Annotated in this window: 14 protein-coding genes; 3 read left to right on the top strand and 11 right to left on the bottom strand. The window is 56.9% G+C overall.

From position 1 onward, the window contains the following. Positions 1-108: 108 nt before the first annotated feature. Together ACFQW4_RS03140 and fusA are read right to left on the bottom strand one after the other, a co-directional pair. On the bottom strand, positions 109-702 hold the full coding sequence (locus tag ACFQW4_RS03140) for a LuxR C-terminal-related transcriptional regulator (RefSeq protein WP_377723733.1): 594 nt from the start codon (positions 700-702) through the stop codon (positions 109-111). Between the two features lie 168 nt (positions 703-870). Beyond that, the gene (gene fusA / locus ACFQW4_RS03145; RefSeq protein ID WP_377723735.1) at positions 871-2,967 is read right to left on the bottom strand and encodes an elongation factor G; all 2,097 of its coding nucleotides are present in this window, start codon (positions 2,965-2,967) and stop codon (positions 871-873) included. A 211-nt stretch (positions 2,968-3,178) separates the two neighbouring features. Between fusA and ACFQW4_RS03150 the strand changes: the two genes are divergently transcribed. Further along, positions 3,179-4,090 carry a ketopantoate reductase family protein gene (locus ACFQW4_RS03150; RefSeq protein ID WP_377723737.1) on the top strand — a complete coding sequence of 304 codons (912 nt, stop codon included), beginning with the start codon at positions 3,179-3,181 and terminating at the stop codon, positions 4,088-4,090. A 30-nt stretch (positions 4,091-4,120) separates the two neighbouring features. Here the strand turns inward: ACFQW4_RS03150 and ACFQW4_RS03155 are convergent, their stop codons facing one another. Next, positions 4,121-4,888, bottom strand: a complete 768-nt coding sequence (locus ACFQW4_RS03155) for a YdcF family protein (RefSeq protein ID WP_137387139.1) — start codon at positions 4,886-4,888, stop codon at positions 4,121-4,123. A 99-nt stretch (positions 4,889-4,987) separates the two neighbouring features. On the opposite strand from ACFQW4_RS03155, the gene ACFQW4_RS03160 reads away from it, so the two are divergent. Next, on the top strand, positions 4,988-6,055 hold the full coding sequence (locus ACFQW4_RS03160; protein WP_222234168.1) for a LacI family DNA-binding transcriptional regulator: 1,068 nt from the start codon (positions 4,988-4,990) through the stop codon (positions 6,053-6,055). Positions 6,056-6,092: 37 nt separating this feature from the next. On the opposite strand, the gene ACFQW4_RS03165 is transcribed toward ACFQW4_RS03160, so the two are convergent. Together ACFQW4_RS03165 and ACFQW4_RS03170 are read right to left on the bottom strand one after the other, a co-directional pair. Continuing rightward, positions 6,093-6,782 carry an aspartate/glutamate racemase family protein gene (locus ACFQW4_RS03165; RefSeq protein ID WP_217547766.1) on the bottom strand — a complete coding sequence of 230 codons (690 nt, stop codon included), beginning with the start codon at positions 6,780-6,782 and terminating at the stop codon, positions 6,093-6,095. 15 nt (positions 6,783-6,797) lie between these two features. Beyond that, the gene (locus ACFQW4_RS03170; protein ID WP_377723740.1) at positions 6,798-8,855 is read right to left on the bottom strand and encodes an FUSC family protein; all 2,058 of its coding nucleotides are present in this window, start codon (positions 8,853-8,855) and stop codon (positions 6,798-6,800) included. A gap of 254 nt (positions 8,856-9,109) precedes the next feature. Here ACFQW4_RS03170 and ACFQW4_RS03175 point away from each other — a divergent pair, with 254 nt between their 5' ends. Beyond that, the gene (locus ACFQW4_RS03175; protein ID WP_192414676.1) at positions 9,110-10,057 is read left to right on the top strand and encodes a sulfonate ABC transporter substrate-binding protein; all 948 of its coding nucleotides are present in this window, start codon (positions 9,110-9,112) and stop codon (positions 10,055-10,057) included. Between the two features lie 75 nt (positions 10,058-10,132). Here ACFQW4_RS03175 and ACFQW4_RS03180 read toward each other — a convergent pair whose 3' ends face one another. The 6 genes from ACFQW4_RS03180 to ACFQW4_RS03205 all read right to left on the bottom strand — a co-directional run bounded on the left by ACFQW4_RS03180 (position 10,133) and on the right by ACFQW4_RS03205 (position 16,938). Then, complete coding sequence (locus ACFQW4_RS03180; RefSeq protein ID WP_377723743.1) at positions 10,133-11,347, bottom strand: acyl-CoA dehydrogenase family protein; 1,215 nt, start codon at positions 11,345-11,347, stop codon at positions 10,133-10,135. Continuing rightward, positions 11,344-12,783: an MFS transporter gene (locus tag ACFQW4_RS03185; RefSeq protein WP_192235397.1), complete on the bottom strand. Its 1,440-nt coding sequence runs from the start codon at positions 12,781-12,783 to the stop codon at positions 11,344-11,346. The genes ACFQW4_RS03180 and ACFQW4_RS03185 overlap by 4 nt, the downstream gene beginning before the upstream one ends. A 177-nt stretch (positions 12,784-12,960) precedes the next feature. Beyond that, positions 12,961-13,836, bottom strand: a complete 876-nt coding sequence (locus ACFQW4_RS03190) for a MetQ/NlpA family ABC transporter substrate-binding protein (RefSeq protein WP_101761172.1) — start codon at positions 13,834-13,836, stop codon at positions 12,961-12,963. After that, positions 13,833-14,531 (bottom strand): methionine ABC transporter permease, encoded by a 699-nt coding sequence (locus tag ACFQW4_RS03195; RefSeq protein WP_377723746.1) that lies wholly within the window; start codon positions 14,529-14,531, stop codon positions 13,833-13,835. Before ACFQW4_RS03195 ends, ACFQW4_RS03190 begins: the two co-directional genes overlap by 4 nt. Next, a complete protein-coding gene (locus tag ACFQW4_RS03200; protein WP_377723748.1) occupies positions 14,528-15,547 on the bottom strand; it encodes a methionine ABC transporter ATP-binding protein in 1,020 nt (339 codons plus the stop codon). The genes ACFQW4_RS03195 and ACFQW4_RS03200 overlap by 4 nt, the downstream gene beginning before the upstream one ends. Next, a complete protein-coding gene (locus ACFQW4_RS03205) occupies positions 15,544-16,938 on the bottom strand; it encodes an LLM class flavin-dependent oxidoreductase (protein ID WP_354466701.1) in 1,395 nt (464 codons plus the stop codon). Before ACFQW4_RS03205 ends, ACFQW4_RS03200 begins: the two co-directional genes overlap by 4 nt. Between the last annotated feature and the right edge of the window lie 39 nt (positions 16,939-16,977).

Genomic DNA, 16,977 nt, shown 5'->3' on the forward strand with positions numbered 1-16,977 from the left:
ACACACTGTAGCGGCGCAATTTATTGCGCGATAAATCGCGCCGCTACGGAATGTGCGATGATTAGACGCAGCTATCAAATTATCGGTATTATGCATTAGATTTGTGATTTAAAAATTATTGGTGAAACGCTGATAGAGATGCAGGCTGTTTTTCAGATTGAGTTTTTTAACGATTTTATTCTGATGGCTATAAAGCGTTTTTTTATTTATCCCGGTTATTTTCGCCACATCTTCAATCGATTCGTAAGTGAATAAGCATCGCAGAAAGTTAAACTCCTTCCTGGTTAAATGATTATTTAATCCGGGAGCCGTCATTAGCTGGTCGCTCTTATGCTGGCACAGCATCATTGCCAGCTTAGTACTAATGGTACCGGTTGAAGATTTTTTATCGATAAAACAATCGGCTGCGATGGCATGGCTGCTGTAGTTAATCTTGTTTTTCACTGAATCCGAAAAGAAAATCAGCGTCGCGTTCAAGGTGATTTTCAGTCTGGTCAGATAATCTATCTGAGCCAGAGCCGCGCAGAAGTTTTCTGGCAGATCAAAAATAATGATTGGCGAAAGTGTGGCGGTTTTTTCCCTGTCACGCATCAGTGTCTTCATTTCTCGAAGCGTATTACAGCAAGTGATACTTGAATGTTCCAGCAGCGCAATTAAGCCCTGCTGGTGATAGCAAGACTGATCCAGATAAATGACATCCATGATTAATTTCCGATAAATATCCCTGATTCTGCGAATACTATCGGCTTTCTGGCAGAAATTAACTGTCCATTTTTGGTGCTAAATGACTCACGCGATCGACAGGTCGATTTAAAAGTAGGCCGGGTACAAAGTGTTACCTCTGTGCCCGGTCTGATTTCACACTAAAGCTTAGGCGCGCGCGGCGATGATGCTTTCAGCCACGTTGCGGGGTGCTTCCGCATAGTGCGCAAACTCCATGCTGTAGGTGGCGCGGCCTTGCGACATCGATCGTAGCGTGGTGGCGTAGCCAAACATCTCGGACAGCGGCACTTCGGCGCGAATAATGCGTGCACCAAAGCGTTCATCCATGCCTTGCAGCGTACCGCGCCGCGCCGACAAATCGCCCATCACGCCACCGGCATACTCTTCCGGCGTTTCCACTTCCACCTGCATCAGCGGTTCGAGGATCACCGGATCGGCCAGTTTCGCGGCGGCTTTAAAGCCAAAGATCGCCGCCATACGGAATGCCATTTCCGATGAATCGACATCGTGGTACGAACCAAACGTCAGCGTGGCTTTGATGTCCACCACCGGATAACCAGCCAGCACACCGCTGTTCAGCGCTTCACGAATCCCCTTCTCCACCGAAGGAATGAACTCGCGCGGCACCACGCCGCCTTTGGTGGCGTCTTCAAAGGCAAATCCGGCCCCCGCCTGCTGCGGTTCCAGCGTCAGCACCACATGGCCGTACTGACCTTTACCGCCCGACTGGCGCACAAACTTGCCTTCCACCTCGCGCACCGTTTTGCGAATGGTTTCGCGATAGGTAACCTGCGGCCGACCGATGTTGGCTTCCACGCCAAACTCGCGCTTCATGCGATCCACGATAATCTCCAGATGCAGCTCGCCCATGCCGGAAATAATCGTCTGGCCCGATTCCTCATCGGTGTGCAGACGGAACGACGGATCTTCGGCCGCCAGCCGCTGCAGCGCCAGGCCCATTTTCTCCTGATCGCTCTTGGTTTTCGGCTCAATCGACAGCGAAATCACCGGATCGGGAAACTCCATGCGCTCAAGTGTGATCACCGCATGGGGATCGCACAGCGTTTCGCCGGTGGTGACCTCTTTCAAACCCACGCAGGCGGCGATATCGCCAGCACGAATCTCTTCGATCTCGATACGGTCATTGGCCTGCATCTGGACGATGCGACCGATACGCTCTTTGCGCCCTTTCACCGCGTTCCACACGCTGTCGCCTTTACGCAGCACGCCGGAATAGACGCGCACAAAAGTCAGCTGGCCCACGTAAGGATCGCTCATCAGCTTGAACGCCAGCGCCGAGAACGGCTCGCTGTCATCCGCATGACGTTCATCGTGTTCGCCCTGCTCGTTGACGCCGCTCACCGCCGGTACGTCGAGCGGCGAAGGCATAAGCTCAATCACCGCGTCGAGCATGCGCTGTACGCCTTTGTTTTTGAACGCGCTGCCGCACAGCATCGGCTGGATTTCACCAAGCAAGGTGCGCTGACGCAATCCGGCAACCACCTCCTCTTCACTGAGATCGCCCTGCTCCAGATAGCGATCCATCAGTGCTTCGCTGGCTTCTGCCGCCGCTGCCACCATGTTCTCGCGCCACTCAGCAGCGAGTGCATGCAACTCATCAGGAATCGGCGCATAGCTAAAGCTCATGCCCTGGCTGGCGTCGTCCCAGTAAATTGCGCGCATTTTATTAAGATCGACCACGCCGCTGAAGTGCTCTTCCGCGCCGATAGGAATGACAATCGGCACCGGATTGGCGTGCAGGCGATCTTTCATCATCTGCACCACGCGGAAGAAGTCTGCGCCCTGACGGTCCATTTTATTGACGAAGGCGATGCGCGGCACATGATATTTGTTGGCCTGGCGCCACACAGTTTCAGACTGCGGCTGCACGCCGCCAACCGCGTCATACACCATCACCGCGCCATCGAGTACGCGCATTGAGCGCTCAACTTCAATGGTGAAATCGACGTGTCCGGGCGTATCGATGATGTTGATACGGTGCGGCGTAAAGCTGCCGTCCATGCCCGGCCAGAAGCAGCTCACCGCCGCCGAGGTAATGGTGATCCCACGCTCCTGCTCCTGCGCCATCCAGTCAGTGGTTGCCGCGCCATCGTGCACTTCACCTAACTTATGGCTCATTCCGGTGTAAAACAGGATGCGCTCGGTGGTGGTGGTTTTACCGGCATCGATGTGCGCGGAGATGCCGATGTTGCGATAACGTTCGATGGGGAGGGTTCGGGGCATGATGCGTCCTTAGTCATTCGACTCGTTCTGCGGCGCGCACCATTGCCCGCCGCTGCGCAACAGCCTAAACCTATTGTACGAGTAAATACGAACAGTTTGAGCCTTTTTTAAACATCGTTAAAAACTTGCAGGTGATTCAGCATTTACGGGCTGGAAAGCCGTCGCCGGTCACTTTAAGGTAAGACTTTCACTCTCAACGGGAAAATTGACCATGCGTATTCTGGTAGTCGGCGCCGGCGCCACCGGCGGCTATTTTGGTGCGCGTCTGGCGCAAGCAGGACGTGATGTGACTTTTCTGGTGCGCGAGCGCCGTTTTCAACAGTTGCAGCAAACCGGTCTGGTGCTGAAAACCCCCGGCGGCAGCGAAGTGATTCAGCCGCAGCTGGCGCAGGCCGGTTCGCTTGATGGCCATTACGATCTGATTATCTTGACGGTGAAAAGCTTCGCGCTGGATCAGGCGATGAATGACATCGCGCCCGCCGTCGGTCCGGACACGCTGATCATGCCGATCCTCAACGGCATGCGCCATTTCGATTCGCTGCGCGCGCGCTTTGGCGACAAGGTGATTGGCGGTTTGTGCAAAATCAACGCCACGCTGGGAGATAATGGCGAAGTGATGCAGATGACACCGCTGCATATTCTCTATTACGGCGCGCTGGACGGCCACAACGATGCGCGTTTGCAGCGCGTGGATGAAGCGCTGCGCGCGGCGCAGTTTGATACGGTGTTTGCCGACAACATCATCAGCGAGCTGTGGGAAAAATGGTTGCTGCTCAGCACGCTGGGTGCGGTGTGTTGTATCGCGCGTGGCAATACGCAACAGGTGCTGACGTCACAAGGTGGCGAAGCGCTGCTGCAAGGCGTTTTTGGTGAGGTGTTGGCGGTGCTGAGTGCTGAAGGTTATCAGCAGCGTCCGGCGGTGACGGCGAAGATTTATGAGACGCTGAACAATCCTCAAGCGGCGATGACCTCGTCAATGTACCGCGATTTAACCCAGGGCTTTGAGATTGAGGCCGATCAGGTGATTGGCGATCTGCTGGTGCGCGGCGCACGCAGTGGCGTAGTGACGCCGTTGCTGAACGCGGTGTATGTCAATTTGCAGGTATATGTGCAGAACCGATAACGTTGGTCGCCATTCATGGCGACCGAAACATCACAACCGTGACTGTACGCCGGGCAACTGCTTCAGGCGTTGCCAGCCGGCTTCCACCGCTTCTGGCACCTCGACGTGGCCGAGGAAACCTTTTCCGCGCGGCCCGTAGCCGTTTTCATCGTCGCGCAGGCGCTGGATTTCACCCATCAGCAGCGACAGAAAACGCTCCATCGACCACAATCCTTGCGGCGGCGCGCCGATGATGCGCAGCATGCCCGCGTCCATCATCACCTGCGGCACAAATACCGGCCAGCTGATAAATTCCGGTGCATCCGCACGATCGCGCCATTGATAGCGGAAGGTTTCCCAGGTGCGACGCTGCATCAGCGGATCCTGCACCAGCAGCACGCGCTGCGGCTGCCAGCTGTGCTCATCCAGTAGCTTTTGGCTGAAGGCGGCGTTTTCCCCGCAGTTGCGTGAGGCGGTTTCCAGCAGTAGCAAATCGTCCGGCAGCGCGGCAAATACGCGGGCGACATCGCCCAGCAACTCGGCTTCGCTTTTGCCTTTGCTGTCGATTTGGCGATACAGCGGATGTGCGGCGAGCATCTCCACCAGCAGAGAGGTTGAGTGACCGGTGCCGCCGCTGATCAATAACGGCAGCTGATACTTTTTCGCCACGGCAATCACCGCTTCCACGTTTGGCAGGACCGCGTGACCAGCGAGAATGGCTAAATCGATGTCGAGCGTGCCATCTTGTGGCATCTGATCCAGCGCCAGCCAGGCCGCCAGGGTGTTGATATCCTGAATCTGATGGTTATTGAGCTGCATCCGGTTCTCCTCTTTTTACCTTTGGCAGTGTAGCGGCTTAAGTGCGTGTCGGCAGGGAAAAATTTGCTACACTCGCAGCTCAATCTTCAGGAGAGATTCATGACTGCGCGCTCCGTAACCCTCGACGATGTTGCTCATCTGGCTGGGGTTTCTTATCAAACCGTTTCCCGCGTCCTCAACCATTCCGAGCAGGTTTCGCCGCGCACCCGCGCCAAAGTAGAAGCCGCGATGCAGCAGCTCAACTATGTGCCGAATCGCGTGGCGCAGCAGCTGGCGGGCAAAAACACCCGCACGCTGGGTCTCGCCACCAGCGATTTAGCCTTGATGGCGCCCGCGCAGATCGCTTCGGCGATTCAGCAACGGGCGGCGGCGCAGGGTTATCATCTGGTTATCGCCATGGCGAATCCCGATAATGCGCCGCAGGATACAGTGAATGAACTGCTGGCGCAGCGCGTGGATGCGCTGCTCATTAACCTGCCGCTCGATGCGGCGCAGGCTGCGCAGATTCAGCAACAGTGCGACAACAAGCCGGTGCTGTTTCTCGATGTGGAGCGCAGCGCTGAAGTGGCGCAATGCCAGTATCAGAGCGAATCCGGTGCGCAGCAGGCGGTCGATCATCTGGTGGCGCTCGGCCATCGCCAGATTGGCGTGTTAAATGGACCGGAAAGTTCTGCCTCGGCGCGCGCGCGTTTCGCCGCGTGGCAACAGGCGCTGGCGGCGCATCAGCTCAAGCCATTCTGCGTGCTGAGCGGTGACTGGAGCGCGGCATCGGGTTATCAGGCGCTGCTGGCGCGGTTGCCCAACACTCTGCCGCAAGCGCTGCTGGTGGCTAACGATCAAATGGCGCTCGGCGCGATGCGCGCGCTGCATCAGCACGGCGTGAAGATCCCGGCGGAGATTTCGCTGATTGGCTACGACGATACCGCGGAAAGCGCGTGGTATCAGCCGCCATTAACCACCGTGCGTCAGGATTTGCAGCAGTTGGGCGCGGTAAGCGTTGATCGCTTGCTGGCGCAGCTGGAAGGCGACGATGTGGCAGAGAAGACGCTGGAAACCGAGTTAGTGTTGCGGGAAACCACCGCGACGCCGCAGCAAGATGAGGTGGATGTGGCGGAGATTGCGCAGCAGTTGCAGGTGTTGGCGCGCAAGTTAAAGCGCACCTCATAAATAGGTTAGGTGCGCGAATTTGCGCACCTGGTCGTAATTACCCGAGTGCGAGTTTTACGGCATCTTCTGCGTGGATCAAGGTGGTATCGAACAGCGGCACACTGGCATCTTCCGCTTTTACCAGCAAGGTGATTTCGGTGCAGCCGAGAATAATCGCTTCTGCGCCCTGCTCCACCAGCTCAGCAATAATCTTGCGGTATTGCGCACGAGATTCATCGCGGATCACGCCAAGACAGAGTTCCTGATAAATGATGTCGTGCACCACTTTACGACCGGCTGCATCGGGAACCAAAACGTCGATCTCCGACTGATGAAGTCGGCCTTTGTAGAATTCCTGCTCCATGGTAAACGCCGTTGCTAGCAAGCCGACTTTTTTTACGCCCGCCTGACGAATGCGTTGTGCGGTGGCATCGGCGATATGCAGCAGCGGAATGCGGACCGCATCAGTGATTTGCTGCGCGACTTTGTGCATGGTGTTGGTACAGAGCACAATAAAATCCGCGCCGCCCTTTTCCAGACTGAGCGCCGCTTCTGCCAGGATCTCGCCCGCTTTTTGCCACTCGCCAGCGGCCTGTAGCTTTTCGATTTCATGGAAATCGACGCTGTACATCAGGCTGCGCGCGGAGTGCAAACCGCCCAGCTGCTGTTTCACCTGCTCATTGATAATACGGTAATAGAGCGCGGTGGATTCCCAGCTCATTCCGCCAATCAAACCGATCATTTTCATCTGCTTAACTCCGTTTTAAACATGCTGCTCAGCACTGTAATGGTTTTCCGGCCAGCGCGCTGCAGGAAACAACGATAAGCGAATATTGAACAGGTGGAACATTGGCGCAAACAGCGTGTTCTCCTGCAACGCTGCCGCTTCCAGCCGCAGCAACAACGTATTCAATTCCGCTAACAATTCCGGCTGCGGCGTGGTTTGCAGCGATTTTAACCGACGCTTAAGAAACTGGCTCAGCTCATGGAACATCGCCGCGCTTTCGATGTGATGCGCCAGCAGCAGTTCACGATGACGCGTGTAATAGTCGTAGCAGTTTGCGCCCAGCCAGGCTTCGGCAATCAGATTGCCGCCGGAGACCAACTCCGGCACCGGATCGACACGCTTACGCGGCAGAATAATGTTGACCTTATCCAGCGTGCGCGAAACAAACTGCTGACGCGCGGTCAGCGTGACGCTGTTGAGCCGCACCGTGGCGATAAACTGCAGCAGCTCGCGGATACCTTTGCGCACCGCGCGTTTGGCGGTCCACGACGGGCGCTTGTTGCGGATCAGCGCCGTGATTACCACCGCGAAGGTAATGCCCACCAGCGTCGAAAGAATAGCGTTCACTATAAGCTGTAGATCGGGCTTGAAGTTGTGGCTCATGCCAATCAGCCCGGGAATCTGCGTGGCGACAATCAGACCAATCAGGTTGGTTGACGGATTGGCGATAACCAATCCCAGCGCCAGCAAGCCCGGCGCAAGGCAAATCACCAGCGCTTCGAAGGTCACCGCCTGCGGAATCAACAAGGTGATATACAGCAGGCTGATCACCACAGAAATCAGCACCCCTTTCAGGAACAGCTTCATCGGCGCAATCGGGCTGTCCATGCCAGCAAAGAAGGAGCACAGCACCGCCGCCATCATCGGTGCGGTGGCACCATCCACCCAGCCGCTGCCGATCCAAAATACGCAGGTAACGAAGGTGGCAATAAATGCGGTAAACGACGACAGCAGCAACAAACCCTTATCGACGTGTTTGTGCGCGCGCACCATTTTTCCGGCTTTGACCGCGGGCGTCCATTCACTGACGCGCTCGCTCACGCTTTGGTAGGCATCAACGATGCGCACAAAGTTGAGTAGGCGCTCCAGCAATCCGCTCAGCAAAATGCTCTCTTCGCTGTTGAGCCTGCCCTGTTGCCACGCCCGTTTCAGCTGATCTTGCGCGTGGCTGAGCTGGTCGCGCACCGGCAGCTGATCTTCACCATTTAGCCACAGCAAAAATTGCTGAAACACCTCGGCGATATAGTCGGGAAAACGGATCTGCTGCTGCGCCAGCAAATTGAGGCGCGATTCGATTGCCGTCAGCGTGGGGATGAAATAGGAGAGATGCTGATACTGCACGCTGACTAAGCGCACCAGACGCCGCGCGGCATCGCCTTCATACACGCAGTGCGTGATGAGTGTTTCGACGTTAAGCGGATAGTTGGCCATCTGAATAAGGATATCTTCGCGCTCCACCGACTTCTCAGCGGGCATCGCCGTGACCAATTCGCTGCACAGCTTGCGCGCGTTCTGATACCACAGGTTCACGCTCTGCTCTAACAGATTGCGCATCGAGACCGGCCACAGCAGGCGATGCACCAGGCTGCTGCAGACGATGGCGACGGTGATCTCCTCAACACGCGAGATCACCGTGTAGGTGATGGCCGATGGCGACACCACATCGGGAAAACCCATGATCGCCGCGCTGTAGCCCGCCAGCATAAACACATAGCTTTTCGGCGTGCGGTCGTGCAGCGAAAGATAGAGACAAACCGCGACCCAAAGGGAGATGCACAGGCTGAACAGCAGCGGATCCTGCACCGTGGCGGGATAGATCAGTAGCGTAAACAAGCCGCCCAGCAGGGTGCCAAAGAAACGGAAAACCGATTTCGATACCGTCGATCCCGAATAGAGCTGCGAGGCAACGTACACTGTAGTCAGTGACCAGGCCGGTTTATCGAGATTGAGTTCCAGAGCAATGTAAAAAGCCAGAAAGGCAGCAAGACAGGTTTTGGCAGAGAACAGCATTGCGCTTCGTGAAAACCACTTCATAGAACGGGTAAAACCTTATGCAGGCAGCGGAATGGCTTATCCTGACAGAAGCATTTGGCAATGGCATTTTGATTTGTTATACAAATTATTACCGTGCTAATTATATGGGCATCTATGGAAATGGCGGACGCGTTTGCTGATTACAGTGAATGATCCAGATCACATAGATAATAGTTATAAGCGATCGAAATTAGTTATTTATTGGTTATATAAGGGCTTTGCTAAGGTGGCAAAAAAACCACTCGAGAATCATCATGAAAGCAAAACTTCCTGTCCTGAGCGCTTTAGCTCTCAGCGTTGGCCTGCTCTCCACGCACGCTTTTGCCGCTAACCCAGAAACCGTCACCATCGGCTATCAAAAAGCCAACATCTTTGCCCTGCTGAAGTATCGCGGCACGCTGGATGAAACCTTTAAGAAGGAAGGCATCGCTATCCGCTGGGTGGAGTTCCCGGCGGGCCCGCAGATGCTGGAAGGCTTAAACGTTGGCAGCATTGATTTGGCGGCAACCGGCGATGCGCCGCCTGCCTTCGCGCAGGCAGCGAAAGCCGATTTGATCTATCTTGGGCATTCACCGGCTAACCCAAAAACCGAAGCCATCGTGGTGCCGAAAGATTCCGCCATTAAAAGCGTAGCGGATTTGAAAGGTAAACGCGTCGGTCTGAACAAAGGCTCTGACGTTAACTATCTGCTGGTGAAAGCGCTGGAAGATGCGGGGCTTAACTACAAAGACGTGACGCCGGTGTATCTGCCGCCCGCCGATGCACGCGCGGCTTTCCAGAAAGGCGCGATTGATGCATGGGTGATTTGGGATCCATACCTTGCCGAAGTGGAAGCCAATGCCGGTGCGCGTGAAATCCGCAATGCGGAAGGATTAGTGCCACATTACACCTTCTATCTCGCCAGCCGTCCTTTCGCGGAAGGTCATCCTGATACTGCGAAACAGGTTGTCGATGAGTTGAGCAAACTCAGCGATTGGGCCAACAAGAACCCGGATGACGCGGCAGCGATTCTGTCGAAATCGACCGGCCTGGATAAAGCCATCTGGCAAACCACCATTAAGCGCCTGCCTTACGGCGCGTCACGCATGTCGCCGCAGGTGTTTGATGAGCAGCAGGCGTTAGCGGATACCTTTACGCGCGTGGGACTGTTGCCGGTGAAAGTGGATGTGCGCAGCGCGACCTGGTCGCTGGATAAGAAGTAAGTCATTACCATCAACCAGGTCGTCATGAATAGCGACCTTACATGCCCGGTGCGCATTTATGCGCACCGGGTTTTATCAGCCCTCGCCTCTGCCAATCTGCCAAATCCCCGTCGGTGCGGTGCCATTCACTTTCCAGTCGCCGATATCACGCGCTTTGTACACCACCGGATTATGTGATGACAGGGTTCGCGCGTTGCGCCAGTGACGATCCAGCGCTTTGCTGACGCGCGTATCTGATGCGCCCAATGCGTTAAACAGCTCGGTGGCGGCGCGTGTCACCAGCTCGCTGGCAATCACCTGCGCCTGCCCCGCTTCGGCTTCGGCCAGCACATTCGCGGCGGCAATTTGCGCTTCATCGTTGCTGACGTGGGCAACATATGCTGATTGCAGTGAATGTGTCGCGCGGATCACCGTGGCTTCCACCGCAAACGCCAGGCTGGTGATTTGCCCGATCACCTGCAGAATCTGCGCATCCTGACGCGCAACACCGCCGTTGCCGTGACTGTAAACCCGATTTCGCGCCGCCACCGCCTGCGCACCGTCGCGCGCCACCGCACGGCCAATTCCCGCCAGCGTGGCCAGCAAGACATGCTGATAGAAAGCGGTTTGATAACGGAAGCGGGTGGCGAAATCGTAGACATGTTCCTGCTCGACATGGGCGTTAGCGAAACGCGTGGTGCCGCTACCGGTTAAGCGCTGGCCAAAGCCGTCCCAGTCGTCCTCACGCGTCACCCCGGGTTGGTGAGTGTTAACCAGAGCGATAACGTCGCCCTGATTGTCATTGCGGCGCGCATAGACATCAATCCAGTCGGCGAACAGCGTGCCGGTGCTGTAAAACTTCTCACCGCTCAGCGTCCAGCCGCTTTCGTTTGGCGTAATACGCGTGATGACATCGCCGAGTTTTACCGTGCCAATTTCCGTCCAGCCGCTGCCCACCAGCTCGCCATCAATAAAACGGCCAAACCAGCGATCGCGTTCCGCGCTATCCGGCTGATTCAATCGATCTTCGACAAAAGCGAAATGCGCGCGCAGCGCCTGCGGCAGATTCGAGTCGGCTTCTGCCAGCTCGGTTAACAGCTGGAACAGCTGCGGCAGCGATGCGCCCCAACCGCCCTTCTCTTTCGGAATTCGCACCGTGCCGAATCCCGCCTCTTTCAGCCAGCTAATCGGTTGATGCGGCAAAGTACGTTCCCGCTCGCGTGCTACCGTTCCTTCAGCGATGCGCGCGAAAATCGGCCGGAAGTGCGCCGCCAGCGCCTCATAATCGGTGCCTGTTGCCAGTAAACTCATGGTGACTCCTGATGTGAAAGATCGTCGATGTCATGCAGCGTGGGCTCGTGGCGCACCGCCAGCAGGAAGAAGATCGGGATGATCGCTGCCAGCGATACCACCCAAAACATATTGGTGCCGAGCGCGGCTTGCAGAAGCGGCAGGATGAACAGCGCTAACGCGCTACCGATGCCGGAAAGCGCGCGGCTGAAGCCCACGCCGGTGGCGCGAATTGAGGTTGGATAGGAAAGCGCTGGATAGACCATCAGCTGCGCGCCCGGCCCGAAGCCCTCGGCAAACAGCCACAAGCCGAGCATCAAAACTGCAAAGACGATTCCGGCGATGGCTTGCGGATGACCAATTAACGCCAGCGCGATCAGCGCAAAGAATTGCAGGGCAAAGCCAGCGATGGCGACGTGGCGCGACGGATATTTCCACGCCAGACGCATGCCAAGCAGGCCGCCGGTAAAGGCGAACAGCGCGTTGAGTCCCAGCGATGCCGAGATGGTTTCAAACACGCCCGCGCCGAGGAACTGCGCCAGAATCGACGGCAGGAAGAAGGCAATGGCGGTGTATTCAAACGAGATACAGATGTTCATCACGCCCGCGACGATGGTGCGTTCGCGCCACGGCTTCTCAAACAGCACGCGGAAACTCACTTTCGGTGCCGCAGCAGCCGGTGGCGCTTCGTGTTCCGCTTCGTGGGCGTGAATGCCATAGGAATCACGCAGAATGCGCACCGCGGATTTCAGATCGCCCTGATTCGCCGCCCACAGTGGCGATTCGTTCATGAATTTGCTGCGCACCGCGATGATCAGCAGCGCCGGTACCGCACCGAACAGCAGCGACGCGCGCCACAGCCAGTCAAGATGCTCTTTCGGCAGCAGGAAGTAGAGCGCGAAGATCAGCAGGAAGCACAGCGTTGAGGCGGCGTACCACATCGGGCACCAGGCTGCGAGTCGGGATGCCTTGTTGCCTTTACCAGCGAATTTGGAGAACTCCGCCAGATATGACATCGCCACCGGCAAATCGATGCCGACGCCCACGCCCATCAGGAAGCGCGCGCCAATCAGCACCCACACGTTCGGCGCTAACCCCGCCGCAATCGCTGAAACCACAAAGAACAGCATGTCGGCCATGAACACCGAATAGCGGCCATATTTATCCGTCAGCCACCCGCCCACCAGATTGCCGACGATGGTGCCAACCATAATTGAGGAAGTGACTAAGCCGGTGAGCAGCGGCGAGAGCTGAAACTCGCGCACCACATCATCGATGCCGTACGACAGCGTGGTGAGATCGTAGGCGTCGAGGAACACGCCGCCGAGCGCGAGGAACACAATCATGCGCGCGTAGTTGTCATTTTTGGTGCGAGTGTTTATCAGCCTTGCCACATCACTGACCGAACGTACCGGTTCGGAAACCGGAATGGTGTTTTCTAAAGGAAGAGAACTCATAACGCCTCACGTTGTTGTTTTGTAGTGCAGGTGAGGTTGTTATAAGCGTTTTTCTGGCTGCGCCAAAACAACAATTCTTTATATAAATTTACATTAAAATCAATTAGATAAATGGTTTTTAGCCAACACAAAAACCCGGACACGCCTGACGCGTCCGGGTGTTCAAACAACAACAATTTATTCGGCTGAGACCGGCACCAACACGCCTTTTACCAGCGGATCGTCGGTGGTCTTCAACCACTGCTGGACGCGCGGATCGGAGAAGGCTTTTTTCAGCTTCTCGATGTTTTCCTGGTCCAGATAAGGCGTGCCAATCACCAGCTGTGAGGCGAAAGTGCGCGGCGCAGGCGGGAAGAGAATGCCTTTTTCGCGCGGCACTTTACCGGCATCAAATTGCGAGACGTAACCAATCGCCGCATCCACCGAGTTGAGCGCACGCGGCATGGTCAGCAAATCGAGCTCTTTAAACACGAAACCGTGCGGATTGCCGACAATGTTCTTCAGTTTGGCCGTGCGCGGCTCGACGTTGGGATCGAGCGTGATTAAACCCTGACGCGCCAGCAACCATAATGCCTGGCCCTGATTGGCGCCGTCATCCGGCACCACGATGGTCGCGCCCTGCGGCAGATCCGCTACCGATGTGTAGCGATCGGAGTAGATGCCAAATGCCCACTGGAACAGCGGCAGCGTTGAGGTGAGCGCAAAACCGTTGGCATCCACCACTTGCTTTAGCCACCACTGATGCTGATATACGGTGGCGGCATACTGCCCTTCCGCTACCGCGCGGTCGGCTTGCACCGGATCCTGCACGCCAACCGCCTCCAGCTTCAGGCCATAATCGGGCGCGATGTGCTCGCCAACGTATTCAATCAGCTTCTGCTCGCCCGCCATCGCCGGTTCAAAATGCACCTTCAGCGTGGTGCCAAAGACCACCGCCTGCGCCTGTTGGCTGCGCCAGAACCAGCCGCCTGCTGCAAGTACAACGACCACTATAATCAGTAGCAGCCACGGCCAGCGGCGGGTTTTACGCAGCTCGAAATCTTGTGTTGTCATAACGATGTCCCCTGAGGATGGCGTAATGCGGTGACCAAACGGTCGCCGAGAAATTGAATGGTTTGAATTAAGGCGATCAGCACCACGATGGTGGCGATCATGATGTGGTTGTCGAAGCGCTGATAACCGTACACCACCGCCAGATAGCCGATACCGCCCGCGCCGATGGTGCCGGCAATGGCGGAGTACTCGATCATTGAGATCAGGTTGAGCGTCACTGCCGCCACAATCGCCGGCAGCGCTTCGCTAAGTTGTGCCGAGAGGATGATCTGCCAGCGCGAACCGCCGCACACCAGACCTACCGCCGTCACTTCGCCGGGCAGCTCACGCAGCGCGTTGTCCACCAGACGGCCAAAAAACGGAATGCCCGCGGCGATCATCGGCACAACGGCGGCAGGAATGCCGATGGTGGTGCCGGTAAGCCAGAAGGTGAACGGAATGATGGCCGCCATCAGCACCAGAAACGGCAGCGAACGGCCCATGTTGACGATCCAGCTCAACACTCTATTAATTCCGCGATGCGGAAACAGACCGCGCACCGAGGTGTTGAACAGCACCACGCCGACGATGCCGCCAAACGTGATCACGAACAGCATCACGATCGCCACCATCAATGCGGTTTCGCCCAGAGCGGGCAACATCAGCGCCGGGATTTCTGGCCACGGCGTATCCTGACTAATCACTGATACGCTCATACCGCCTCCCGCAATAGCCGCACGCTGCCGGAAACGCTGGCAACTAAGCCCAGCTGTTCCAGCTGCGATAGCAAACGCGCCAGCGGCACGCGTTCCTGTTGATAGTGAATGCCCACCTTGAGGCGGCCAGCTTGCAGACCATTCACCTGCTCAACGTGCGCGCCGAGCAGATCAATACGCAGACCAAACTGCTGGCTGAGGCGCGAAATCCAGTCGCTGGCGACTGGCACATCGGTGCGATAACTCAGTTGCAACACCAGTTCGGCATCGCCCGCCTGCGCCGCCAGCGGGAACAGGCGCTGTCCCAATAGCGAATCGGGTTGCGCCAGCAGCTCTTTCACCACGCCGTACTGCACGATTTGGCCGTCGCGAATTTCCGCTACCGCATCTGCCGCCTGACGCACCGCGTCCATTTCATGGGTGATCAGCACAATCGCCAGCTTGTAGTCATCACGCAGTTTTTTCAGCAGGTCGAGCACGGTGACGGTGGCTTCGGGATCGAGCCCTGAAGTGGCTTCATCCGCCAGCAACACCGACGGGCGCAATGCCAGCGCACGCGCGATACCAATACGCTGCCGCTGACCACCAGAAAGCTGTCCCGGATAGGCTTTGGCTTTGTGGCTGAGGCCGACGCTATCGAGCAATTCGCCCACGCGCGCGGCGATATCGCGATCCACTACGCCAAGATAGTGCAGCGGCAAGGCGATATTCTCCCACGCGGTTTTGCGTTGCAGCAGCGCGGAAGACTGGAACACGGTACCAATTGAGCGACGCGCCTGACGTAGCGCTTCGCCATCCAGACGTGAGAGATCGCTGCCGTTTACACGGATGCTGCCGGCGCTCGGTTGTTCCAGCAGGCTGATGCACTTTGCCAGCGTCGATTTACCCGCGCCGCTGGGCCCAACTACCGCGGTGATGTTGGCTTGCGGTACTTGCAGGCTGATGGATTTCAGCACCTCGGTGATGCGGCCGTCGGGCGCGCGATAGTGTTTGCTAAGCTGATCTATTTCGATCATGAGACCTCCTGCGGCGTGGAGGATTTAACGCGATAGCCCGCGCCCGGATGCGGTGCTTGCAGCTGCGGGCCGGCGGAGAATAACTTCTCGCGCAACGTGCCCTGCGCGTACTCTTTTTTGTAGACGCCGCGCTTTTGCAGCTCCGGGATCAGCAGCTCCACCACATCTTCAAAGGTTTCATGGGTCAGTGCGTAGGCGAAGTTGAAGCCATCTACGTCGGTCTCTTCAACCCAGCTTTGCAACTCATCCGCGACGGTTTCCGCGCTGCCGACAATCAGCGGACCAAAACCGCCGATGCCGACCCAATCCGCCAGTGCTTTTACCGTCCACTGACAATCTGGATCGGCGGTGGAGAAGGTTTCGACCGCCGATTGGATGGCGTTGGTGTGGATATATTTCAGCACCTGATCCGGCTGATACTGGCCGAAGTCGATACCGGTCCAGCCTGATACCAGCGCCAGCGCGCCTTCGTAGCTGACCCAACTGGTGTACTCTTTCCATTTCGCCTGCGCCGCCAGATCGGTTTCGCCAACAATCACGGTTTGCAGATTGAAGATTTTGATGCTGTAAGGATCGCGCCCCGCTTCCGCCGCGCGGCGGCGAATATCGGCGACGGTTTTCTTCAGCAGCACTTTCGACGGCGCGGCAACAAATACGCATTCGGCATGTTCTGCGGCAAACTGTTTGCCACGACTCGATGCGCCCGCCTGATACAGCACTGGCGTGCGCTGCGGTGACGGTTCGCACAGGTGAATGCCCGGCACGTTGAAGAAGGTGCCCTGATGATTGATGGGATGGATTTTACGCGGGTCGCTGAAGATACGGCGTTCGCGGTCACGCAATACTGCATCCTGCTCCCAGCTGCCTTCCAGCAGCTTGTACACCACTTGCAAATACTCGTCGGCGTAATCGTAGCGGCTATCGTGATCGGTCTGGGTTTTGTGCCCAATGTTGCGCGCCCCGCTCTCCAGATACGAGGTGACGATGTTCCAGCCGATGCGGCCTTTGGTCAGGTGATCGAGCGTGGATAAGCGGCGCGCAAACGGATAGGGATGCTCAAACGACAGCGACGCCGTAAGACCAAAGCCGAGGTGTTCGGTCACCAGCGCCATTGGCGTAATCAGCGCTAACGGATCGTTGACCGGCACCTGCGTCGCCTGGCGGATCGCCGCATCGCCGTTGCCGTTGAGTACATCGTAAACGCCGAGCACGTCGGCGATAAACAGGCCGTCAAATTTGCCGCGCTCCAGCAGGCGCGCTAAATCGACCCAATACTCCAGATCTTTATACTGCCAGGAACGGTCACGCGGATGCGCCCACAGGCCCGGCGACTGGTGTCCGACACAGTTCATATCAAATGCATTCAAGCGAATTTCACGTTGCGATGGCATAGCAATCTCCATAGCGAGGCCGTGATCGTGTTACGACCC

Origin of the sequence: Pantoea sp. GCM10028869 (genome assembly GCF_042666835.1) — a bacterium.
Classification (GTDB): domain Bacteria; phylum Pseudomonadota; class Gammaproteobacteria; order Enterobacterales; family Enterobacteriaceae; genus Pantoea; species Pantoea leporis.

Bases quoted from the DNA above. Each gene is read 5' to 3' on its own strand.
- ACFQW4_RS03155 (WP_137387139.1), bottom strand. From the start codon at position 4,888: ATGCAGCTCAATAACCATCAGATTCAGGATATCAACACCCTGGCGGCC.
- ACFQW4_RS03180 (WP_377723743.1), bottom strand. From the start codon at position 11,347: ATGAGTTTACTGGCAACAGGCACCGATTATGAGGCGCTGGCGGCGCAC.
- ACFQW4_RS03185 (WP_192235397.1), bottom strand. From the start codon at position 12,783: ATGAGTTCTCTTCCTTTAGAAAACACCATTCCGGTTTCCGAACCGGTA.
- fusA (WP_377723735.1), bottom strand. From the start codon at position 2,967: ATGCCCCGAACCCTCCCCATCGAACGTTATCGCAACATCGGCATCTCC.
- ACFQW4_RS03195 (WP_377723746.1), bottom strand. From the start codon at position 14,531: ATGAGCGTATCAGTGATTAGTCAGGATACGCCGTGGCCAGAAATCCCG.
- ACFQW4_RS03140 (WP_377723733.1), bottom strand. From the start codon at position 702: ATGGATGTCATTTATCTGGATCAGTCTTGCTATCACCAGCAGGGCTTA.
- ACFQW4_RS03170 (WP_377723740.1), bottom strand. From the start codon at position 8,855: ATGAAGTGGTTTTCACGAAGCGCAATGCTGTTCTCTGCCAAAACCTGT.
- ACFQW4_RS03190 (WP_101761172.1), bottom strand. From the start codon at position 13,836: ATGACAACACAAGATTTCGAGCTGCGTAAAACCCGCCGCTGGCCGTGG.
- ACFQW4_RS03175 (WP_192414676.1), top strand. From the start codon at position 9,110: ATGAAAGCAAAACTTCCTGTCCTGAGCGCTTTAGCTCTCAGCGTTGGC.
- ACFQW4_RS03200 (WP_377723748.1), bottom strand. From the start codon at position 15,547: ATGATCGAAATAGATCAGCTTAGCAAACACTATCGCGCGCCCGACGGC.
- ACFQW4_RS03165 (WP_217547766.1), bottom strand. From the start codon at position 6,782: ATGAAAATGATCGGTTTGATTGGCGGAATGAGCTGGGAATCCACCGCG.
- ACFQW4_RS03205 (WP_354466701.1), bottom strand. From the start codon at position 16,938: ATGCCATCGCAACGTGAAATTCGCTTGAATGCATTTGATATGAACTGT.
- ACFQW4_RS03150 (WP_377723737.1), top strand. From the start codon at position 3,179: ATGCGTATTCTGGTAGTCGGCGCCGGCGCCACCGGCGGCTATTTTGGT.
- ACFQW4_RS03160 (WP_222234168.1), top strand. From the start codon at position 4,988: ATGACTGCGCGCTCCGTAACCCTCGACGATGTTGCTCATCTGGCTGGG.